At 38.5% G+C, this 23,265-nt stretch carries 22 protein-coding genes; 15 read left to right on the forward strand and 7 right to left on the reverse strand.

The features are described from left to right. Positions 1–103 precede the first annotated feature (103 nt). Positions 104–1,138 carry an NAD(P)H-dependent flavin oxidoreductase gene (locus BLS02_RS02350; protein WP_092491353.1) on the forward strand — a complete coding sequence of 345 codons (1,035 nt, stop codon included), beginning with the start codon at positions 104–106 and terminating at the stop codon, positions 1,136–1,138. Between the two features lie 354 nt (positions 1,139–1,492). On the opposite strand, the gene BLS02_RS02355 is transcribed toward BLS02_RS02350, so the two are convergent. After that, positions 1,493–3,115: a long-chain fatty acid--CoA ligase gene (locus BLS02_RS02355; protein WP_092491354.1), complete on the reverse strand. Its 1,623-nt coding sequence runs from the start codon at positions 3,113–3,115 to the stop codon at positions 1,493–1,495. Positions 3,116–3,385: 270 nt separating this feature from the next. On the opposite strand from BLS02_RS02355, the gene BLS02_RS02360 reads away from it, so the two are divergent. Genes BLS02_RS02360 through BLS02_RS02375 form a run of 4 tightly spaced genes read left to right on the forward strand, consistent with a single transcriptional unit; the run spans position 3,386 to position 7,009 of the window. Further along, positions 3,386–4,729 carry an MATE family efflux transporter gene (locus tag BLS02_RS02360; protein ID WP_092491355.1) on the forward strand — a complete coding sequence of 448 codons (1,344 nt, stop codon included), beginning with the start codon at positions 3,386–3,388 and terminating at the stop codon, positions 4,727–4,729. Between the two features lie 44 nt (positions 4,730–4,773). Beyond that, positions 4,774–5,394: a lysozyme family protein gene (locus BLS02_RS02365; RefSeq protein WP_092491356.1), complete on the forward strand. Its 621-nt coding sequence runs from the start codon at positions 4,774–4,776 to the stop codon at positions 5,392–5,394. Positions 5,395–5,443: 49 nt separating this feature from the next. Then, positions 5,444–5,821: a RidA family protein gene (locus tag BLS02_RS02370; RefSeq protein ID WP_092491357.1), complete on the forward strand. Its 378-nt coding sequence runs from the start codon at positions 5,444–5,446 to the stop codon at positions 5,819–5,821. 18 nt (positions 5,822–5,839) lie between these two features. After that, positions 5,840–7,009, forward strand: a complete 1,170-nt coding sequence (locus BLS02_RS02375) for an iron-containing alcohol dehydrogenase (protein WP_092491358.1) — start codon at positions 5,840–5,842, stop codon at positions 7,007–7,009. Between the two features lie 380 nt (positions 7,010–7,389). Here the strand turns inward: BLS02_RS02375 and BLS02_RS02380 are convergent, their stop codons facing one another. Both BLS02_RS02380 and BLS02_RS02385 read right to left on the reverse strand, forming a co-directional pair. After that, complete coding sequence (locus tag BLS02_RS02380) at positions 7,390–7,635, reverse strand: YuzB family protein (protein ID WP_092491359.1); 246 nt, start codon at positions 7,633–7,635, stop codon at positions 7,390–7,392. Positions 7,636–7,786: 151 nt separating this feature from the next. Then, positions 7,787–8,986, reverse strand: a complete 1,200-nt coding sequence (locus tag BLS02_RS02385) for an MFS transporter (RefSeq protein WP_092491360.1) — start codon at positions 8,984–8,986, stop codon at positions 7,787–7,789. A 269-nt stretch (positions 8,987–9,255) separates the two neighbouring features. Here BLS02_RS02385 and BLS02_RS02390 point away from each other — a divergent pair, with 269 nt between their 5' ends. Continuing rightward, complete coding sequence (locus tag BLS02_RS02390) at positions 9,256–10,155, forward strand: DUF1002 domain-containing protein (RefSeq protein ID WP_092492209.1); 900 nt, start codon at positions 9,256–9,258, stop codon at positions 10,153–10,155. Positions 10,156–10,234: 79 nt separating this feature from the next. Here BLS02_RS02390 and BLS02_RS02395 read toward each other — a convergent pair whose 3' ends face one another. Further along, positions 10,235–10,603 carry a DUF3899 domain-containing protein gene (locus tag BLS02_RS02395; protein ID WP_092491361.1) on the reverse strand — a complete coding sequence of 123 codons (369 nt, stop codon included), beginning with the start codon at positions 10,601–10,603 and terminating at the stop codon, positions 10,235–10,237. Positions 10,604–10,853: 250 nt separating this feature from the next. Between BLS02_RS02395 and BLS02_RS02400 the strand changes: the two genes are divergently transcribed. From BLS02_RS02400 to BLS02_RS02425, 6 genes are all read left to right on the forward strand, one after another. Then, the gene (locus BLS02_RS02400; RefSeq protein WP_092491362.1) at positions 10,854–12,563 is read left to right on the forward strand and encodes a peptide ABC transporter substrate-binding protein; all 1,710 of its coding nucleotides are present in this window, start codon (positions 10,854–10,856) and stop codon (positions 12,561–12,563) included. A gap of 153 nt (positions 12,564–12,716) precedes the next feature. Then, the gene (opp3b, locus tag BLS02_RS02405; protein WP_092491363.1) at positions 12,717–13,646 is read left to right on the forward strand and encodes an oligopeptide ABC transporter permease; all 930 of its coding nucleotides are present in this window, start codon (positions 12,717–12,719) and stop codon (positions 13,644–13,646) included. Further along, on the forward strand, positions 13,647–14,804 hold the full coding sequence (gene opp3C / locus BLS02_RS02410; protein WP_092491364.1) for an oligopeptide ABC transporter permease: 1,158 nt from the start codon (positions 13,647–13,649) through the stop codon (positions 14,802–14,804). It begins immediately after the preceding gene. Positions 14,805–14,822: 18 nt separating this feature from the next. Continuing rightward, complete coding sequence (locus BLS02_RS02415; protein WP_092491365.1) at positions 14,823–15,875, forward strand: ABC transporter ATP-binding protein; 1,053 nt, start codon at positions 14,823–14,825, stop codon at positions 15,873–15,875. Beyond that, positions 15,875–16,810: an ABC transporter ATP-binding protein gene (locus BLS02_RS02420; RefSeq protein WP_092491366.1), complete on the forward strand. Its 936-nt coding sequence runs from the start codon at positions 15,875–15,877 to the stop codon at positions 16,808–16,810. The genes BLS02_RS02415 and BLS02_RS02420 overlap by 1 nt, the downstream gene beginning before the upstream one ends. Before the next feature lie 605 nt (positions 16,811–17,415). Further along, a complete protein-coding gene (locus BLS02_RS02425; protein ID WP_092491367.1) occupies positions 17,416–18,189 on the forward strand; it encodes a 3D domain-containing protein in 774 nt (257 codons plus the stop codon). A gap of 65 nt (positions 18,190–18,254) precedes the next feature. On the opposite strand, the gene BLS02_RS19265 is transcribed toward BLS02_RS02425, so the two are convergent. After that, positions 18,255–18,386 carry a hypothetical protein gene (locus BLS02_RS19265; protein ID WP_281243636.1) on the reverse strand — a complete coding sequence of 44 codons (132 nt, stop codon included), beginning with the start codon at positions 18,384–18,386 and terminating at the stop codon, positions 18,255–18,257. A gap of 130 nt (positions 18,387–18,516) precedes the next feature. Here BLS02_RS19265 and BLS02_RS02430 point away from each other — a divergent pair, with 130 nt between their 5' ends. The 3 genes from BLS02_RS02430 (at position 18,517) to BLS02_RS02440 (ending at position 21,156) form a co-directional block, all read left to right on the forward strand. Then, a complete protein-coding gene (locus BLS02_RS02430; protein WP_092491368.1) occupies positions 18,517–18,921 on the forward strand; it encodes a hypothetical protein in 405 nt (134 codons plus the stop codon). A 65-nt stretch (positions 18,922–18,986) separates the two neighbouring features. Further along, positions 18,987–20,177, forward strand: a complete 1,191-nt coding sequence (locus tag BLS02_RS02435) for a glycine C-acetyltransferase (RefSeq protein WP_092491369.1) — start codon at positions 18,987–18,989, stop codon at positions 20,175–20,177. Between the two features lie 46 nt (positions 20,178–20,223). Beyond that, positions 20,224–21,156, forward strand: coding sequence for an L-threonine 3-dehydrogenase (locus BLS02_RS02440; RefSeq protein WP_092491370.1), 933 nt, complete (start codon positions 20,224–20,226; stop codon positions 21,154–21,156). A gap of 81 nt (positions 21,157–21,237) precedes the next feature. On the opposite strand, the gene BLS02_RS18880 is transcribed toward BLS02_RS02440, so the two are convergent. Then, positions 21,238–21,420: a hypothetical protein gene (locus BLS02_RS18880; RefSeq protein WP_175559423.1), complete on the reverse strand. Its 183-nt coding sequence runs from the start codon at positions 21,418–21,420 to the stop codon at positions 21,238–21,240. 66 nt (positions 21,421–21,486) lie between these two features. Continuing rightward, entirely contained in the window at positions 21,487–23,106 is a 1,620-nt protein-coding gene (locus tag BLS02_RS02450) for an ABC-F family ATP-binding cassette domain-containing protein (protein ID WP_092491372.1), read from the reverse strand. Positions 23,107–23,265: the final 159 nt, after the last annotated feature.

Below are 23,265 nucleotides of genomic sequence, written 5' to 3' on the forward strand. Positions count from 1 at the left end.
TTTTCTAAATATTGTCAAGAAGGAAAGTTAGGAAAGTTTTAGTAATTATTACTTAATATGGTATTCTTATAGAGTGAATAAAAAAGAGTGGGAGGGTTCAGGTGTGAATGATTTATTTGAAAAGCTGAATATTGAAGTACCTATAATTCAAGCAGGAATGGCTGGGGGAATTACAACTCCAGAAATGGTAGCAGCTGTCACTAATAACGGAGCGCTTGGCACGATTGGAGCCGGATATATGAGTGCAGCAGCATTAAAAGAAAACATTCAGCAAGTGAGGAGCCTGACCAATAATCCATTCGCGGTTAATTTATTTGCTACCAACTTGGAGACGTTCTCCACTGATATTCAGAGAATGCAACATATATTAAACAACTATAGAAATGAATTGGACATTGACCCAGGAGAAGATTCAGTTAAAGTAAAAGATAATTTAGAAGAGAAGATTTATGTCATCCTGGAGGAAAATATTCCCATAGTCAGCACAGCATTTGGTGTTTTGTCCTCTGTTTTGATTAAACGATTAAAGAATCATAACGTCACCTTAATTGGGATGGCTACAAATCTTGATGAGGCTAAGCAAATGGAAGACGCAGGATACGACGCAATTGTCGCCCAGGGGAGTGAAGCAGGCGGGCACCGTGGTACATTTGATGTAAAAAAATACCCAAATGGAAGCAATATTGGTTTGCATGTGCTGCTGCAGGAAATATTGGACAATGTCTCATTGCCGGTTATTGCAGCGGGAGGAATACATAAAAAGAAACAATTTGAAGCATTATTGGCAATGGGTGCTGCAAGTGTTCAGTTAGGTACCAGGTTTTTGATGGCAAAAGAAGCTGGAACAAATGAAGCATATCGAAGAGCACTCATTAAGGCACAAACAAATGATACCAAAATTACCAAAGTATTCTCTGGCCGACCAGCACGCGCTGTCAATAATAGATTCATAGTCGAAGTGGAGGCAAGTGGAATCTCGCCATTGCCGTTTCCAATACAAAACCAGCTTACAAAGGATATTAGGAATGCAGGTAAAGAATTCGCTGTTGCTGATGTTCAATCACTTTGGGCTGGGCAAGGTGTTGGGAATATTGAAAAAGAGGAAACAGTTGCCGAAATTATTCAGTCGTTAGTATAACCTTCTTAGTATGAGATGATAATTTCTGGATCAGGTTGATATCTCATGATTCAGGTTGATATCCAGCAATTCGGGTTGATAAATCATAATTCAGGCTGATATCCAGCAATTCAAGTTGATAAATCATAATTCGGGTTGATACCCAGCAATTCAAGTTGATAAGTCACGATTCAGGTTGATAACCAGAAATTCGGGTTGATAAATCCTGATACTGGTTGATATCCGGCAATTAAAGTTGATAAATCATAATTCGGATCGATACCCAGCAATTCGGGTTGATAACTCCTTATAGGAGAACATTTCTCGACAATAATAAAAGAAATCGGCGTAATAGCCGATTTCCTCAATACCTTATTATTTTTGCATATTATAATGTTCTTTTACCTGTTCACGTAGCTGGCGCTTCAGGAATTTACCCACTGATGTTTTAGGGATTTCATCGAAGAATAGTACATCATCTGGTAGCCAGAACTTTGCGAATTGCGGCCGAATGAATTCAAGCATATCATCCTTGCCGACTTTGTCAGCAAAACCTTCGTGTAAAACAACACATGCGATTGGTCGCTCCTGCCATTCAGCGTCTGGAATTGCTATAACACTAGCCTCGAAAACAGCATCGTGCGCCATAAGGGCGTTCTCCAGATCAACGGAAGAAATCCATTCTCCACCACTCTTAATCAGGTCCTTCGTGCGGTCGACAATTTTAAGTGTACCTTCTTCGTCTACTGTTACAACATCACCAGTATGGAACCAGCCATCAACAAACGCATTTTCACTTCTTTCGTCCTTATAGTATTCGTCGGCTATCCATGGTCCGCGAAGGAGTAACTCACCCATCTGTTCACCATCCCAGGCTACTTCGCCATTATTACCCATGATTTTCATATCAAGACCAGGTATAAGTGCACCCTGTTTGGCGCGTTGATCTAATTTATCCTCTTCACCTAACTCTTTCTCCTGGTAGCTCTTTAGCCTGGAAAGAGTTACGAGTGGTGTTGTTTCAGTTGCACCATAGGCATGAATAAAAGGAATTTTGTACTTTTGCTCGAATGCTTGGATAAGTCCCTTTGGTGCAGCGGATCCACCGCAAAGTACTGCACGCAAGCTTGATGTGTCATAATTGCCTTGTTCCAGTTCTCGCAGTAATCCCAACCATATCGTTGGAACCCCGGCAGTAATGGTAACATTGAATTTTTCTATGAATTCGGCAAGTCGTTTTGGTGTAAAACGTGGGCCTGGCATGACTTGTGTTGATCCAAACCAGGTACATGCAAATGGTGTCCCCCAGGCATTAACGTGAAATTGTGGTACAACAGCCATTGACACATCAGATTCTGAAACTGCAGCTGAATCAGCTAATCCAAGAGCATAACTGTGCAGGACTATCCCGCGATGCGAGTAGACAACACCTTTAGGTTTACCTGTTGTAGCGGATGTATAGCACATTCCGGCTGGATCATTTTCATCGATTGTTTTTGAAAATTCATGTGTAGGATCTCCTGTATGCAGTAATTCTTCATACGAATAAAGTGGTTTTAAAGTAGATTCTGGGAGTTCGGACTTGTCAGTCATAACGACAAATGCTTCAACCGTTTGAAGCTTATCCTGTACGGCTTCGATGAGGGGTAAAACGTCTTCGTCAATAAATAAAATCTTATCTTCCGCATGATTTATAATGTAAATAATGTGCTCGGGGGATAATCGGATATTAATGGTGTGCAACACTGCCCCCATACCTGGTGCGGCAAAATAAATCTCCAAGTGCCGGTGATGATTCCAGGCTAATGTGCCGACCCGATCACCTTTTTGTATTCCTAGACCATCGAGAACACTCATTAAGCGCCTTGTTCTTTCTCCGATATCGGCATATGTAAGCCGGTGAAGCTTATCATGCGTTTGCGAGATGACTTGTTTTTTTGAGAAAAACTTTTCTGCATGTTCAAGCATGGGTCCTACTGTTAATGGGACTTGCATCATACGAAACATCTCCTTTTTATAAATTATACAAGCATACTTTAATAATATCACATTATTTTAATTATTAGAAAAACTTTATAAATAAGTTTCGCAAAGGAGGAGTTTATTGATCCGTGGTAAAATGAATGGAATATGAAAATGGCAGGTTAAGATTATTGGGTTTAGGTTTGACGAATTCGGAATCAAGTTGAAGTTCTCGATATTAGGTTGAAGATCCCGGAATTAAGTTAAAATCTCAATAATAGGTTGAAGTAAGAAAGGCTGACGGTTATGAAGAAACAGCATGATTTCACACAAGGCAATATATTAAAGCAGTTGATCATATTTTCAGGGCCGATTATGCTGACCAATTTGCTGCAAACATCCTACCAGTTTGCTGACAGTTTATGGGTAGGTAATTTGCTTGGTTCAAATGCGCTCGGATCTGTTGCTGTTTCGAGTACAATTATTTTTACGGTGTTATCATTTGTTATTGGGTTAAATAATGCTGCGTTGACAATTCTGTCACAGCAAAAAGGTAAAAAAGATGATACGGGGTTAGAACGCTATCTCAATGCATTCGTCGTGATTTTGGTATTGCTTTCAGTTTTATTAGGAACTGTTGGTTATCTTATGGCTGAACAGCTTCTGCAGTTATTGGGTACACCAGAAGGCATGATGAATGATGCGAAGACATATTTGCAAGTGAATTTCCTTGGGATATTGTTCTTGTTTGGATATAACTTTATTAGCACCGTTCTTCGTGCACTCGGTGATAGTAAAACACCGCTTCGGTTCGTAATGCTGGCAGTAGCACTAAATATTGTACTAGATCCACTGTTCATCGCTGGCTTCAATTTGGGCATTGATGGGGCGGCATATGCAACTATTGTGGCACAGGGAAGTGCATTTCTTTATGGAGTTATCCATGTTTTGTACCGTAAACTGGCCCCATTCTCCATGCCATCAATTCCGTCAAAAAAGGAAGTTGGCCTAATTTTAAATCTCGGCATTCCATCAGGGTTGCAAATGGCTGTTATTTCTGCAGGAGTAGCTGCAATAATGAGTGTTGTAACGATATACGGGGAAGATGTAGTCGCTGGCTTTGGTGCTGCGCAGCGTTTGGATAGTATTTTGATGCTACCGGCACATGCGCTTGGAACAGCTGTTAGCAGTATGGCTGGTCAAAATATAGGTGTTCAGAATTGGTCACGTGTGAAAAGCATAGCAAGGTTTGGTGTCCTCTACAATTTTTCTGTTATGCTTATCGTAGGAATTCTAGTCGTATTTTTTGCGGAATACGGTATACTGCTATTTCTGCAAGATGAAGCAGCGATATCATTCGGAACAAGGTATCTGCAGATTATCGCATTATGCTATCCGTTCCTCGGGATTAATTTTATATTAAATGGAATTGTTAGGGCGTCGGGAGCAATGTATCAGGTGCTAGTGCTCAATGTTATTTCATTGTGGGTGCTTCGTTTTCCGTTAACCGCTCTTTTCTCCAACTGGCTTGGCGAAACTGGCATAGCGATTGGTATGGGATCAAGCTTTTTGGTGAGCAGCCTATTTGCTTATATGTATTATCGATTCGGAAAATGGCGAGAGAAAGAATTGTTCGCCAAAAAGCACTAGAAGCTTATTCTATGAAACTAACAAAAGAATGACAGAGGGATTTTATGAAAAGAAAAACAAAAACAGCAATTAAACAAACAGTGGTAATAGCAGTTGTCTTGACTGGTGTATTTATCATAGTGTCCTTTCTAGCGCTTGAACGGCCAGATAGTCATCAGTTTGAAGTTTCACGCCCGTTGATAAGTGAGCAGGTATGGGAATATAAGCCGACTGTTGAAAAGTATGCAAAACAGTACGGTGTAACAAAATATGTGGATGTGATGCTTGCAATGATGATGCAGGAATCCGGTGGTCGGGGGAATGACCCGATGCAGTCATCTGAAAGTTACTGCGGAGAGAGAGGATGCATAGATGAACCAGAACTATCTATTAAACAAGGAGTCTATTACTTTTCCCAAACTATCAAACAAGCAAATGGTGACTTGAAACTAGCAATTCAGTCGTATAATTTTGGTAAAGGATTTATCGATTACATCAACGATAATTCGGGAACGTATACCCAAGAAGCAGCTATAAATTTCTCTCAAAAAATGTATAATACCTCATCAAATAAGTCGATATATACATGTTTACGAGAAGAAGCAAAGCAATATAATGCCTGCTATGGTGATATATATTATGTTCGTGATGTAATGGAATATAAGGACGAACTTGCAAAAGAGTAGTAAGACTGAATATGGAAATGATAAAATTAAATTATAAGGAGGAATTAACATGGTAAAAGCAATACATACTGTGTATGCACCGGCTGCAATTGGACCATATTCACAGGCGATTCAGGCTGGGGATTTTATTTATGTCTCAGGGCAGATCGGAATTGATCCTGCAAATAGCGAGGTAGTTGATGGAATAGAAAAGCAAACAGAACAAGTGCTGGCAAATCTGCAGGCGATACTGACTGAAGCTGGAGCGAACTTTTCCCAGGTGGTTAAATTTACAATCTATCTTAATTCGATGGATGATTTTGCAACTGTAAATGAGATTTATGGTGGCTTTTTAACCGAACCGTATCCAGCTCGGGCAACAGTTGAAGTTAGCAGGTTACCGAAAGACGTTCTTGTAGAAATGGACGTAATCGTATATACAAAATAACAGCAGGAGGAATATCAATTGGATAATTTTACATTCTATAACCCGGTTAAATTAATTTTTGGAAAAGGTCAACTGGAAGCATTGCCTAATGAAGTTGCAGCTTACGGTAAAAAAGTGCTGCTTGTATATGGTGGTGGGAGTATAAAGAGAAATGGCGTATATGAAGAAGTCGTGAATCAATTAAGTAAAATAAATGCCGAGGTAGTTGAACTTTCAGGGGTAGAACCTAATCCGCGTGTTTCAACAGTTCGGAAAGGCATTGAAATTTGCAAAAATGAAGATGTTGAATTTGTGCTTGCAGTTGGTGGAGGCAGTACGATTGATGCGACAAAAGCAATTGTAACAGGCGCTAAAACGGATATTGATATTTGGGATATTGTCACGAAAAAAGAGCAGGTAAACGATGCGCTTCCATTTGGTACAGTCCTGACTATTGCTGCAACAGGATCTGAAATGAATGCAGGTTCGGTTATTACCAATTGGGAAACACATGAAAAACATGGCTGGGGAACACCATCAACTTTCCCTAAGTTTTCCATTCTTGATCCAAGCAATACATTTTCCGTTCCGCGTGACCAAACAGTATATGGCATTGTTGATATAATGTCACATGTGTTAGAACATTATTTTCACCAAGCAGGAAATACTCTGGTACAGGATCGTTTTTGTGAGTCGATACTGCGTACAGTTATTGAAACAGCACCAAAATTATTGGATGACCTGGAAAACTATGAGTATCGAGAAACTATGATGTTAAGTGGGACCTTAGCATTAAATGGAATGTTGAATATGGGGTATCGTGGTGATTGGGCAACACATAATCTAGAGCATGCTGTATCAGCCGTACATGATATTCCTCATGGTGGTGGACTCGCAATTATTTTTCCAAACTGGATGAAGCATGTATTAGATGATACGAACACAGATCGCTTTAAGCAACTTGCAGTTCGTGTGTTTAATGTTGAAGCAGAAGGGCTAAGTGATCGTGATGTTGCGCTTGAGGGAATTAATAAACTACGCGAATTCTGGAATGATATTGGAGCACCGGCTACATTAGCGGATTACGACATCGATCAAAACACAGTTGAAGAGATGGCCGATAAGACTGTTATTGCACGTCCCGAGTTTGGTAACTTTAAAAAATTATCTCGGCAGGATTCAGTAGAAATATTCAAAGCTAGCCTGTAAATGGCAGTTTCCGACAAAAAATTTCCCGGGAAATAACAAAAAGTGTACTCTTCAAATAGGACGTTTCGACGCTGTAGTAAAAATGTTAATTAATAACAAGAATATATAATTTCCCTTAATAAAGAGAAGGCAGTTGTTGTAGGGAATGTGAATACACATCAGCTGTGGAACTATGTGATACTCCTGCGGGCGTCGGCTAAATGTGACCAACGCAGACACTAGAACGTCCTGTTCGTCTTAATAAGCTACGAAAGACCCCGGAGCAAGGTAACGGGCTGAGGAGGCTTGCGGCTTGCCCGCGGAAAGCGAGTATATTTCCACTGCGGCGTTAAACACCAACAATTCTTACTAATTAGAGACAAAAAGAAAAGAACTAGCTGTTATTGATAAACAGCTAGTTCTTCTTTTATGGCTGATCTTATTTTATCTAAACATTCTTCAGGTGTGTTACCGAAAACGCGTTTGTTGTTTACTAGTGCATATGGCTTAACCCGACATAGCCCGCAAAATGACAAACATTCATTCATAAGCACGGCTACCTCTGGAAATTCCTTTTCGATGATATCTTCTATATCTAAAGTAGTGATCGCATTTCCGTCACAAACCTCAACAACGACAATTCCCATTGCTATCACTTTCTTTCTAATGTCTGAATAATTTATTGACTCTACTAGTTGTAGCATATCCAGTATAACAAATCAATATATTATTGTGGGGAATTTTGTTTGTTGGATTTCAGCATTTATTACTTAGTCTTCAAAGCTCCGCGGAAATCTGCTACGAAGAGGAAAGTGAGTGCGTTCGCTTTCCCTCGTATTCGTGCTTATACCATGCCCCGAGCATTATAACCCCGCCTATTAAGAGCAATCCACTAGTTACGAAAAAAACTGCGGAGAAGCCGAAGAACCCTGCGAGCATACCTCCCAGTGCAGGCCCGATGATATTTCCTAAAAACCGTAAGCTGGTATTATACCCGAGCACTTCACCTTGCATAGATAATGGTGCTTCCTGACGTATATATGCGACTCGAACCGGAACCAATCCACCGATAGAAATTCCTAATAAAAATCTTAGTACGACTAATTGCCAAATATTGGTAACGAATGCCCCGGGCAAATAGACAATACCGGCCATGAATAATAAGAAAATCATTATTTTTGTATAGCCTATACGGTCACCTAATCTGCCCCAGCGCTTAGCCATTAACAAATTTCCAAGTCCAGCCGCTGAGAATGCCATTCCAGAATAGAACGCTATGCTGGCTGGACCGTGTATCTCAGCTACATATAAGGACAGAATTGGTTGAATGCTAAAATGTGCAATTTGAACCAATGTGGAAATGAGCATGACGACGAGTAATACCGGGTTGCGTATGATATGCATGAGCACTTCTTTAGTAGAATAGGAAACTTGCTCCTGATTATCATCTGAAAACTGTATTAAAATCTCTCTTACACCAAATAATACAATAATACCAGAGAGAAATATTGTAATCGAAATCCACTTAAATGTGGACGCGTATCCAAAAGCATCAGCAAGAACACCACCGAGTAATGGCCCCATTAACGCTCCAGTTATACTGCCGGTTTGCAAAGTCCCTAGCACCTGACCAGCAATTCTCCTCGGTGTCTGTGTTGAAATCATAGCCTGGGACATTGGAATAAATCCAGTAAATATCCCCATAAATAAGCGCAATAAAAAAAGCTCCCATACTGAGGAGGCAAAACCCATTAGAAGTACTGATAAACCAAGACCTGCAGCAGAAATTATTAGAATCTTTTTCCTGCCGTACTTATCACCGATACGGCCCCAGATTGGTGAGAAAATAAAGGCAGTGACAAAGGTGATTCCGAATATCCATCCTGACCAAGTCTGCACATAAGAATCAGTGAAATTACCGAATTCTTCTATATATAATGAAATAAATGGAAGTACCATGGTAATACTTCCGGCAATGAAAAAGTTGGCGAACCACATAATAATTAAATTTCGTTTTATATTAGGATTTTGCTCTGAAATAACAAATCCCTTCTTTCAAATTTATTTCGGTACACTAAATATATAGTAACATGAACTAATTTGGAAATTAAATGCTCATATTTTATTAACAAAATGTTAGATTGTTAAACAAATAGGGAAAAATGTATTCATGGTCATCATAAAACGTTATAATGTATCGTAATTACTAATAGTATTAGACAAGCATAGAATAAAAAAAACTGATTAATAAAGGAGTAACTGTAATGATGAATAATTATTTGAAGTTGGCTGCTGTTTTTGTGTTGATAGTTGGATTGATTACTAGTCTCGCAGCACCGGTTCAGGCTGCTAATAATGGAGGTATAAATGAAAAGTTAGGTGTTCCAATAGTTGTCTACGGAGATACCTTGTCAGATGAGCAAAAAAACAAAGTAAGTGACCTACTGGATGTTAATGATCCTGAAGCGGTGAAAGAATATACAGTAACAGGTGAGGATATCGCCAATTACATTGATGGAGATCCAAATTCAAGAATGTTTTCATCAGCGAAAATCACCCGGCAAGAAAAAGGTGAGGGTCTATCAATTAATATTGTAACACCAGAAAACATTACACAAGTAACAAATGAAATGTATGCAAACGCACTCTTGACGGCTGGAGTAGAGGATGCAACAGTTGACGTAGCTTCACCTGTAAAAGTTAGCGGACACTCTGCATTAACAGGAATTTATAAGGCCTATGATGCTGAAGGACAACCCCTTGATAAGGAAAGAATGCAATTAGCTGACGAAGAACTTGGTGTTGCAACAGATCTTGCCAAGGATGGGTTAAGTCAGGAAAAAGTAAGTGAATTGCTCACTGAAATTAAAAAAGCAATAGCTGATCAAAACCCAGCTACAAAAGAAGATGTTGAGAAAATCGTTCAGGAGCAGCTTGATAAATTGGGAATTTCATTAAGTGAAGAAGATCGTCAAATGCTAATCGATCTGTTTAATAAAATGAAGGATTTAAATATTAACTTCGATGAAGTAAAGAATCAGCTTGATAATATTGCTTCTAAAGTTCAAGAACTTGTAAATGATGAAGGGTTTTGGAACAAAGTAGAGAATTTTTTTAAAAAGTTCGCTAACTTAATTGGAAACTTTTTTGAAGGTTTATTTAACTAGAAATTTGGGTTTAAAAGTAATTTTAAGATAAGGATTGTCCACTATGAGGCAATCCTTATCTTTTTAAATTCATAATAGATTATTGATAACCATAATAGAAAAGCACTAAAGCGACCAGCAGGGTAAGTAATGCGATACTTTGAAAACGTGCAAACTTATAGAAACGCTGACTAACTTTTGATGAAGGAAGTGGCTTTTCTTTCCATTCTTCAAGATAATCACTTTGCTTTGACATTACACTGTGAAACCTTCTGAAGCCGAATGTAACCCCATCATAGAACCCGCCCTTCATTGTGTACATTGCTAAAAATATGACAATATAAATCAGTGAAAAATAAAATGTCATGTTTATAAAGTGAACCAATGAAAAGACTGGTGCCCGCAAATATACCATAATAAAAATAATACTTATATTGAGAATCAGAATGAACCAATTTTTCCTGTACATTTATCTATTCCACCTTCAAAATTACAATAATATTGAGTATATCATAGTTCATTTAAGTTGAATTGTAATAAAGTTGTAAAATAATAAAATGCTGGTAATGACCGACAGACAACCGATAGAGCGTATGGAATTTTAATTTTCTTAAAAAAGTCTTTACAAACTTGTAAGAAAAATTGTATAATTCTATTTAGTAGATAGAATCTGCTAAAAAGTCAGAAAAATTAATATTATCAAGGGGGTAATTTTCAACATGAAGTTGAAAAAAGTATGGTTTTTAGCACTAGCTTTAATGCTAGGTCTCTTCCTCGGAGCTTGTTCCGGTGGAGATGACGGTGGCGATACTTCGTCAGAAGGCGGAGATGACACTAGCACAGAAGAAGGCAGCGGAGAAGAAACAGGTGAAGAGGAAACTTCAGAGCCTGAACAGGTAATGAACTTCATTAATGGTGACACTATTCCATCAATGGACGCTTCTATGGTTACTGATGAATTTGGTATTCAGTTCCTAGGTGCTACAATGGATGGGCTTTATCGCTTGAAAGATGGAGAAGTTGTACCTGGTATTGCCACAGATCATGAAGTTAGTGAAGATGGTACTACTTGGACATTCACGCTTCGCGAAGACGCTAAATGGTCAAATGGTGACCCTGTAACGGCACATGACTTCGTTTATTCTTGGCAGCGTGCAGTAAACCCTGATACCGGATCAGAGTATGGTCCATACATGATGGGTGGCGTTATTAAAAACGCAACAGCTGTTAACTCAGGTGATGTACCTGTTAAAGAATTAGGTGTAAAAGCAGTAGATGATTACACATTTGAAGTTACACTGGAAAACCCAGTACCTTACTTTGAGTCATTAACTACATTTGCAACATATTATCCGTTAAATAAGAAATTTGTTGAAGAGCAAGGTGACAAGTATGCTACAAGCACAGACACACTTGTTTTCAACGGACCATATACATTAGATAACTGGGAAAGCACAAGCAGTTCTTGGGAGCTTAACAAAAATGCGGACTACTGGGATGCTGAAACAGTAAAACTTGAAAAAATGACTTATGAAGTTGTAAAAGATCCACAAACAGCGGTAGACCTTTATGAATCCGGTGAAATCGACCGTGCTGGTTTATCTTCTGACCTTGTAGATCAATATTCTACACATGACGACTATCGTGTAGTACCTGAAACAGCATTATTCTATTTGAAACTTAACCAAACTGGAAGCGATGCGCTTGCAAATGTTAACATTCGTAAAGCAATTAGTAAAGCATTTGACAAAGAAGCATTAGTTAACGAAATTCTTAACAATGGTTCACTTGTATCAACAGGATTTGTTCCTAAAGACTTCGTACAGACTCCAAGTGGCGAAGACTTCCGTGAGGCAAATGGTGATCTTGTAACACATGATGTCGAGGAAGCAAAATCACTTTGGGAAAAAGGCCTTGAAGAAATTGGTAAAGATTCTGTAACATTAGAATTCTTAGCAGGTGATAGTGAGACAGCGAAAACAATGAACGAATATCTTGCTAATCAGCTTCAAACAAATCTTCCAGGATTAACTGTAGAATTGAAGCAAGTTCCATTTGAACAGCGTCTTGATTTGGATACAAACATGGATTACCAAATTCAGTTCGCTGGTTGGGGACCAGACTATCTTGATCCATATACCTTCTTAAACTTATGGCTTACTGATGGTGGAAACAACAAAATGGGATTCTCAAACGAAAAATATGATTCATTGCTAGAAGAAACTGCGACAACGTTAGCACAAGATCCTGAAGCTCGTTACGCAAACTTCCTTGAAGCAGAAAAAATTCTAGCTGAACAAGCAGCTGTAGCACCTATCTATCAGAGTGCATCTGCTCAGCTAGTACGTCCAAGTGTTCAAGATGTTTACGTTAATGCGTTTGGCCCTACTTACGAATATAAATGGGCAAGCGTAGGAGCAGAAGAATAAAAATTATTTTAATAAAATATGCTATAATTTGAAAGGGAAGAGAGTATATGACCTTATGGCATATGCTCTCTTTTGCCCTTTTCGCTAAAAAGTCATATAATATTGAATATTTTAATATCAGCACGATTAAACAGAAATTCAGGAGGTGCAGAAATGCTTCGTTATATATTAAAGCGTGTTTTTTATATGGCAATTACATTGTTCATTATTGCCAGCGTCTCGTTTTTTCTTATGAAAATGCTTCCAGGAAGTCCACTATCAGTTGAAAACAAACTAAGTGAAGCACAACAGACAATTGTATTAGAAAAATACGGATTGAACGATCCCATTCCTGTTCAATACGTGAAATACATAGCTGGTCTTGTACAAGGTGACTTAGGTATTTCCTTCCAGTTTGACAATACCCCGGTAACGGATATCATTATGGCTCGTATCGGTCCCTCCATGGTACTCGGTGCACAAGCCCTCGTATTTGGGACAGTACTAGGTATATTATTCGGGCTGGTGGCAGCCATTTCACATAATGGTGTACTTGATTATACCTCAACCATTATTGCTGTATTGGGTACTTCTATTCCTTCCTTTATATTTGCAGGGTTACTACAATGGTATCTCGCCGTGAAGTTTGAGATGTTCCCTGTTGCATTATGGGGGACATATGAACATACCATATTGCCTACAATTGCATTATTAATCTTTCCGATGGCAATATCAGCTCGTTTTACAAGGACAGAAATGCTTGAAGTACTTGGCTCTGATTTTATTACTACAGCAAGAGCTAAAGGTGTAACTGAGTTTGGAATTATTTTTAAACATGGTTTAAGAAATGCTCTAATTCCACTGGTAACAGTAGTAGGTCCTATGGCCGTCGGTTTAATGACAGGAACCTTGGTTATTGAACAGATTTTTGCGGTTCCAGGAATAGGTGAACAGTTCGTTACATCTGTTATGGTAGTTGATTATCCAACCATTATGGGTCTAACACTATTCTTTGCGTTCTTATTTGTGGCAATAATTCTGGTGATCGACCTTCTATATGTACTAATCGATCCAAGAATCCGACTGACGGGAGGGGAAAGTTAAATGACACAAGAAAACGAGCATAAAGACGTACCTAAAGAACTTTTAGTTCCCCTCGAACGGAAAGAAGATACAAGTGAAAAGATTTCTGGTCCCCCGAGATCATTTATGCAGGATGCAAGAAGAACCTTTTTCAAGAATAAATTTGCTGTTATTAGTATGATTCTGCTGGTTATTGTCATTCTCTTGAGTATTATAGGACCGTATTTCAACGAACATAAGATGGATGGTCAGGATCTATCAAGGGCAAAAATGCCACCGCGAGTACCTGTTCTTGAAAACATTTCCTGGCTAGGTTTAAACGGTACATTAACTAGTGAATTCGACGGCGATACGGTAGAAGAAGCAACCAAAAATGCCGTTATGCGTTATGATAACAAAGAAGATTTTATTGATATTAAAGTACTGGCTGAAGGAGACGGCTCAAAGGACTCAGCAGAAGTAGAGGCTACTTATCATATTTATGAAGCGCAGGAAATGATGGATCAATATTACTGGTTAGGAACCGATACACTCGGACGTGATCAATGGACAAGGATGTGGCTGGGGACAAGAGTTTCTCTTATTATTGCTTCAGTTGCTGCATTGATTGATCTGGTGATTGGTGTAGCCTATGGCGGTATCTCCGGATACTACGGCGGAAGAATTGATAGTTTCATGCAACGTATAATTGAAATTCTCATCGGTATTCCTAACCTTGTTGTTATACTACTGATGATAATTGTACTGCAGCCAGGCATAGTTTCTATTATCATAGCCCTTACGATGACCGGATGGATAGGTATGGCACGTATTGTAAGGGGTGAAATTCTGAAGTTGAAAAACGAAGAATTTGTGCTTGCCGCAAGGACACTGGGCCAATCAGGTGGAAATACTATTAGGAAACATTTATTACCAAATGTTGCTGGGATAATTATTATTAATACAATGTTCACCATTCCGAATGCGATATTCTTCGAAGCATTTCTAAGCTTCATTGGGCTTGGTATTGTACCACCTGAAGCGTCGCTTGGTGCATTAATTAATTCAGGATTTGATGTCTTTAGACTTTATCCTTACATGGTATTTTATCCCGCAATCTTGATTTCAGTAATCATGATTGCCTTCAACTTGATTGGTGACGGACTTCGCGATGCGTTTGATCCGAAAATGCATAAATAAAAAGGTAGGTGTCTTTGAATGAGTAAATTATTGGAAGTGAAAGATCTGAGCGTATCATTTAACACCTACAGCGGTGAAGTTCAAGCTGTTCGAGGTGTGAGCTTTGATGTAGAAAAAGGAGAAACCCTGGCTATTGTTGGTGAATCGGGTTCTGGGAAATCTGTAACAACAAAAGCTCTTATGCAACTACTTCCAAAGCCACAAGGGCAAATAAAATCAGGAGAGATTTTATTTGAAGGAAATGATATTGCTAACTATTCAAATAAGCAAATGCAAAAAATTCGCGGAAAAGATATGTCCATGGTATTCCAGGACCCTATGACCTCCCTGAACCCAACAATGAAAGTAGGGAACCAAATTATGGAGGGTCTGATCAAACACCGGAATATGGCTCGCGGAGAAGCAAAGAAAAAAGCGATTGACCTATTGGAGCAAGTTGGAATTCCACACCCTGTTTTAAGGTTAAATCAATACCCGCACCAATTCTCAGGCGGAATGCGTCAACGTGCAGTGGTAGCGATTGCACTTGCCTGTAATCCAAAAGTACTTATTGCAGATGAACCAACTACAGCACTTGACGTTACAATCCAAGCGCAAATTCTCGATCTCATGAAGGACATTCAACGAGAAACAGACAGTGCGATTGTATTTATCACGCATGATCTGGGTGTTGTTGCAAATGTTGCGGATCGGGTTGCGGTTATGTATGCCGGGAAAATTGTTGAAATTGGGAAAGTGGATGAGATATTCTATAATCCAAAACATCCGTATACTTGGGGTCTTCTGGGCTCAATGCCAACCCTGGATAGTGAAGAGGAAGAATTATTTACTATTCCAGGAAGCCCTCCAGATATGTTGAATCCACCTAAAGGGGATGCATTTGCCCCAAGAAATGAATTCGCATTGGAGATAGATACGAAGATGGAACCGCCTATGTTCAAGGTATCTGACACACATTATGCCGCGTCCTGGCTATTGCATAAGGATGCACCAAAAATGGAACCACCTGCTTCCGTCAAACGTAGAATGCAAGGATTTGCTTCGACAGACGATAAGGATGGTGAAAAGTAATGGAAAACGAAAAACTCCTAGAAGTAAAAAACTTACAGAAATTCTTTAAAGCAGGGCGTAAGAACACCATCAAAGCGGTGAATGGAATTTCATTTGATATTTATAAAGGTGAAACATTCGGTCTGGTTGGCGAATCTGGTTGTGGCAAATCAACAACTGGCCGGACAATCATCCGTTTATATGAGGCCACTGGTGGTGAAGTTAAATATAAAAATGAAAGTGTTCACGGGAAGAAATCCAAAGAGGATATGCTGAAATTTAACCGGAAAATGCAGATGATTTTCCAGGATCCATCATCTTCTTTAAACCCAAGAATGACTGTTATGGATATCATTGCAGAAGGTATCGACATTCATAATTTGGCAAAAAATGAAACAGAGCGTAAAAACCGTGTCGAATCATTGCTGGAGACAGTCGGACTGAATAAAGAGCATGCAACTCGTTTTCCACATGAATTCAGTGGCGGTCAAAGGCAGCGTATTGGTATTGCGCGAGCCTTAGCAGTTGAGCCGGAATTCATTATAGCTGATGAACCTATTTCAGCACTTGACGTGTCTATTCAGGCACAGGTTGTGAATCTGCTTAAAAAATTACAGCGTGAACATAACCTTACTTTTCTATTTATCGCACATGACCTTTCAATGGTTAAATATATCAGTGATCGAACAGGTGTTATGTATTATGGCAATATGGTGGAACTGGCTGACAGTGATGAGTTGTACAGGAATCCACTTCATCCATATACAAGATCACTCTTATCAGCGATTCCATTACCAGATCCAGAATATGAACGAGGCCGGAAAAGATTCGCATATGATCCTGCTGATTATGAAACTGATGAAGAACCAGAATTTCGGGAAGTTAAACCTGACCACTGGGTACGCTGTACTGAAAAAGAATTTAAGCAGTATCAGGAGCAATTGAATAATAAATAAGTAAGTTAAAACCCCTGCTGGATAAACAGCAGGGGTTTAGTCTTGAGTAGAATGCTAATTTCAATATACATAAAATCTAAGTAAGAGTTCAACAGCATTTTAAACGTAATAATATAATCTTATTCATAAAACCCCAACAGCCTCTCTTAGTTAAATATGAAAGAAGTCTAGTATTAATTGAATTTTATATGCTCATTAGTTTAGGAGAACTAGATTCAAGCTATTTTCTTCCTTTTAGCGGAATCAGGTTCCCGGATATATAAACGAACCGCTGCTTAAAACAGCACAGGTTTTTATTAGAAGTTAAGAAAGTATAAAAACTTACTTACTGCATAAGTGCAGCTAAGGGATTCGCCATTAAGGTTTCGCGAATGCCAAGTTTTCTAATGAACTGATTACAATAGAGTCTATCATACTATCAAAACAAGCTGTTTTCATATAAATATGTAATATAAATAGCAATTTGAAATAAATCTATTATAATTGTAATAAATCTTCTTTAGTTTGGTAATCCTTGTAATAGACTCTTAAAAGTCTTGTAACTGCATTGTCCTACTAACCTGTGATACTATGGGCAATGTCAGAAATTAAAGGAGGGACTACCTATGAAGAAAATAGTAGCATCAATCGCTACAGGTGTCATTATTGCTGGCGCAACATTAACCACTGCTTCTGCAGCAGAATACAAAGTTGAAAAAGGAGATAACCTTTGGGATATCGCAGAGGAATATAATACTACTGTAGACGAATTGGTTGAAACTAACGAATTAAAAACAACAGTTATACAGCCAAAGCAGAAACTATTTATAAATGAGACATATATGGTAGAGCAAGGTGATACATTAATTGGAATTGGTAAAGAATATGATGTATCTGTGCAAGATCTGAAAAAATGGAATAAACTAGAATCAGATCTAATTGTAATTGGACAAGAACTTGAAATTAAAGGTGTTAACGTGGCGCAGGAAGATTCGGCTCCAGCAACAGCTTCAACAGAAAGTTCATCAAATGGATCTTCGAATAATGAAAGTTCATCTAATGCTTCACAATCTAGTAAACAAGAAAAGTCATCACAAGATAAACCAGAAGGTAAAACAATTTCAGTAAGTGCAACTGCATACACTGCTAATTGCGACGGATGTTCTGGGGTTACTTCAACTGGAGTTGACTTAAATGCAAACCCAAATGCTAAAGTAATTGCAGTTGATCCTAATGTGATTCCACTTGGATCAGAGGTGTATGTTGAAGGTTACGGTTATGCAACTGCTGCTGATATCGGTGGTGCAATTAAAGGTCATAAGATTGACGTTTATGTAAAAACAAAAGACAAAGCATATAACTGGGGCGTTCGTTCAGTTGATGTAACAATAGTTGAATAGTAACTAGCTTATAAAGGAAAGCATCTTTTAGTAGATGTTTTCCTTTTTTATTTTGCAATTAAACATTAATTAACAATAAGCTTATTTTCATTCTGTTCATCCACGACATTGTTTGTATCATCAGTAGATTGGGTATAACCAACTATACCGAAACTTAATATTAAAACCATAAATAGTACAATTAATAGTTTCCTCATACTTCATACCTCACTTTGTTAATCTATTTAATATTATAGTAAAATAATGATATAAGTACCATAGAAATATGTGACAATAGAATAGGTAAATGTTACAAATTTGAAATATAATAAGAAAGTAGGGAGGCATATGTTAAAAGAAAGAAGTACCGGTGATGTATTAATTTTAATTTCAACGATACTATATATAATTTCCTTGTTTTTACCATGGGTGAATCTTGCATTTACTGATAGCGCAAGTGGATTCGCTCATCGTGGTTATATCGTTCTTATATTGTTTTTTTATCCAGTTTTTACTGTGTTTGCTAAAAAGTCACCAGGTTTATTAGGAATTTCAGGATCATTAGCTGCAGCAGTATTCCTGCTTTATTACATCATAAAAGTTTCACAGCATTATATGGGGGCATCGGTCAGTGAAGCTGGAACAGGTCTTTATATAGCATTGTTATCATCGTTGGTTTTAGTCACAGGTGTTATTCTGAAATTAAAAGATGAGAAGCAGAAGCCGTATGAATCAAGTGGAATTGTTAAATAATACGTGCGATGTGTTAAAATATATTTATTGATTATTGTTTACATACTTTAAGGAGGAAGTAACGTATGACAAGTAAAGTATTACATTCATTCTTGGAAGAAAATATAATGGACTTAAAAGAGCGTGGTCTTTATAACGAAATCGATCCTGTACAAGGGGCGAATGGACCAACGATTAATATTAATGGAAAAGAGCTTATAAATCTTTCGTCAAATAATTACCTCGGTCTTGCAACCGATGAACGTTTAAAGGAAGTGGCAAAAAATGCAGTTGACTCGCATGGTGTAGGTGCAGGGGCTGTTCGTACGATTAATGGCACATTGGATCTGCACATCAAACTTGAGGAGAAGCTAGCAGAATTTAAAGGAACAGAAGCTGTTATTTCTTATCAATCAGGTTTTAACTGTAACATGGCTGCTATTTCAGCAGTAATGGATAAGAATGATGCAATCCTTTCAGATGAATTAAACCATGCATCAATTATCGACGGATGTCGTTTATCTAAGGCAAAAATAATTCGTGTGAATCACTCCGATATGGAAGATTTAAGAAATAAGGCAAAAGAAGCAGTTGAGTCTGGTCAATATAACAAAGTAATGGTTATAACAGATGGTGTATTCTCAATGGATGGAGATGTTGCCAAACTACCAGAGATTGTTGAAATAGCCGAAGAGTTTGATTTAATTACGTATGTTGACGATGCACATGGTTCAGGTGTGTTAGGCAAAGGTGTTGGAACAGTTAAGCATTTTGGCTTACAGGACAAAGTTGATTTTCAGATGGGAACGTTATCCAAAGCAATTGGTGTAATAGGCGGTTATGTAGCAGGGAAAGCTGAATTAATCGACTGGTTAAAAGTACGTTCACGACCGTTCTTATTTTCGACAGCCGTTTCACCAGCAGATGCGGCAGCAAGCACAAAGGCAGTTGACCTATTAATTGAATCTACGGAACTAAATGAGAAGCTTTGGCAGAATAGTGATTACTTAAAAGAAGGCTTAAAGAATTTAGGATTTGATATTGGTAATAGCGAGACACCAATTACGCCTTGTGTCATCGGTGATGAGAATGACACCCAGAAGTTCAGTAAGCGATTGAATGAAGAAGGTGTCTATGCTAAATCGATTGTTTTCCCTACAGTTCCAAGAGGGGCAGGGCGAGTCCGTAACATGCCAACTGCAGCACATACAAAAGAAATGCTAGATAAAGCAATAGAAATTTATAAAAAGGTAGGAAAAGAAATGGGTCTCATCTAATTTAGGATGAGATCTTTATCTGAAGGATTTGTTGGGGGTAATTAATATGAAAAAGATACTAGTTACAGGTGCATCTGGTCAAATTGGCTCAGAGCTTGTAACAAAATTACGAGAAAACTACGGTGCATCAAATGTAATTGGATCTGATATTCGAAAGAGAGAAGATGAAGAAGGTCCATTTGAAATAATAGATGTTACCAATGCAGAAAGTTTATTTGAAACAGCAAAAAAGCATAATGTAGACACGATTATGCATTTGGCAGCCTTATTATCAGCTAAAGCAGAGTCAATTCCTCAAACTGCTTGGAATCTAAATATGGGTGGACTGATGAACGCTCTTGAAGTTGCTCGAGAACTCGATTTACAATTCTTCACTCCGAGTTCTATTGGTGCATTTGGACCAATGACTCCAAAATTGAGGACACCACAGGATACAATAATGCGGCCTACTACAATGTATGGAGTTAATAAAGTTGCCGGGGAGTTACTTTGTGACTATTATTATCACCGCTTTGGCGTTGATACACGTGGAGTTCGCTATCCTGGTCTCATTTCATATATGACCCCTCCCGGTGGTGGAACAACTGATTACGCAGTAGAAATATACTATGAAGCAATCAAGAATAAGAAATACACATCGTATATAGCTGAAAATACATATATGGACATGATGTACATGCCAGATGCATTAAATGCGATAATACAGCTTATGGAGGCAGATTCTGAAAAACTTATACACCGTAATGCATTTAATATTTCCTCAATATCGGCAGCACCAGAGGATTTTGCAAGAGAAATCCAAAAGCACATTCCTGAGTTTGAATTGAATTATGATGTTGATCCTGTCCGTCAGAAAATAGCTGAGAGCTGGCCAGACAGTATTGATTCCTCAAACGCAGCGGAAGAATGGGGATTTAAAGCAGAGTATGATATTGCCAGGATGACTAAGGACATGATTGAAAAGATTAGTATAAAGTAATATGTACTAACTCGAAACTCGAGCGACAAGCAGCCCAACTCGAGCGATAAGCAGCCCAACTCGAGCGACAAGCAGCCCAACTCAAGCGATAAGCAGCCCAACTCGAGCGACAAGCGGCGCAACTCGAGCGACAAGCAGCGCAACTCGAGCCACAAGCGGCGCAACTCGAGCCACAAGCGGCGCAACTCGAGCAACAAGTCGCACAAATCGAGCGACAAGCAGCCCAACTCGAGCGACAAGCAGCGCAACTCGAGCGACAGCCAATCCGAAACGAGCAGCAAAAAAAAGAGACTTGATTTGAATAAAACTCAAATCAAGTCTCTTCTTTAATTAAGCATACATTTCGGCAATTTTTTGCTGCAGCTTTTGATCGGAAATGTACTCATCATAACTCATTTCTTTATCGATAACCCCATTAGGTGTAATTTCAATCAAACGGTTTGCAATACTTTCGATAAATTGATGGTCATGTGACGTGAACAAAATAGATCCTTTAAACCTAACCAAGCCATTATTTAATGCAGTAATGGATTCCAGATCCAAGTGGTTCGTCGGCTCGTCTAATATCAATACGTTCGCACTGCTCAACATCATTTTGCTAAGCATGCAACGAACTTTCTCACCACCTGATAAGACGCTTGCTTTTTTCAATGCTTCTTCACCAGAGAATAACATACGACCTAGGAATCCACGCAAGAAAGTCTCCGTCTCATCTTCTGGTGAATATTGACGCAACCAGTCAACCAGTGGCAAGTCATTGTTTTCAAAATAGGCGCTATTATCTTTAGGGAAGTAGGATTGTGATGTCGTTACACCCCACTTAAATGTTCCAGCATCTGGTTCCATTTCACCCATAAGAATCTTGAAAAGTGTTGTCTTAGCGATGTCATTTTTACCGACGAGGGCAATTTTGTCATCTTTATTCATCGTAAAGCTAAGATTGTCCAATACTTTTGTATCACCGATTGTTTTTGTTAATCCTTCTACACGCAATAAATCATTACCAATCTCACGTCCAGGAGTGAACGAAATATAAGGATATTTACGTGAAGATGGTTTGATATCATCTAACGTAATGCTATCTAAAAGTTTCTTACGTGATGTTGCTTGTTTTGATTTCGATGCATTAGCACTAAATCTGGCGACAAACGCCTGCAATTCCTTAATTTTTTCTTCTTTTTTCTTATTTGATTCCTGTGCCATTTTTGTAGCTAGCTGACTGGATTCGTACCAGAAATCATAGTTGCCGATATAAATTTCTATTTTTCCATAGTCAACATCAGCAATGTGTGTGCATACTTTATTTAAAAAGTGACGGTCATGAGACACTACAATTACAGTGTTTTCAAAGTTAATCAGAAATTCTTCCAGCCATTGTATTGCTTGTATATCCAGGCCGTTTGTAGGCTCATCCAATAATAAAATATCAGGATTGCCAAAAAGAGCTTGAGCAAGCAGCACTTTAATCTTCTGGTCTGCAGCTAGATCACCCATCTTCATTGTGTGTAACGACTCATGAAGGCCAAGTCCCTTTAATAAAACTGCGGCATCCGATTCTGCTTCCCAGCCGTTCATTTCAGCAAATTCGCCTTCTAGCTCAGCTGCACGCATACCATCTTCTTCGGAAAAGTCTGCTTTCATATAAATAGCATCTTTTTCCTGTTTTACGCTGTATAATTGTTCATGTCCCATTAGGACTGTATCGAGCACTTCGTATTCTTCATAAGCGAAATGGTCCTGTTTTAAGACAGTCATTCGTTCACCGGGGGATAAAGATACATTACCTGATTGCGGCTCAACTTCACCGGACAATACTTTAAGGAAAGTAGACTTTCCTGCGCCATTAGCTCCAATCAAGCCATAGCAGTTCCCGGGAGTGAATTTTAAATCTACATCTTCGAATAATTTTTTATCGCCATATTGTAAACTTACATTTGTAACATTAATCATGCTTGTAGCTTCCTCCATTAAATAGTAATCAAGGTAAGCTTACGGGATTTGAGCCATTTCGTCAACGTAAACGTTTAAAAAACTTCTAATGACATAAGAAATCACCAAAAATTTTGAGAGATTTTGGATTATTTTAAAATTATTTACTTTTATACTATC

It is taken from the genome of Virgibacillus salinus (assembly GCF_900102415.1).
GTDB classification, from domain to species: Bacteria; Bacillota; Bacilli; order Bacillales; family Amphibacillaceae; genus Lentibacillus; species Lentibacillus subterraneus.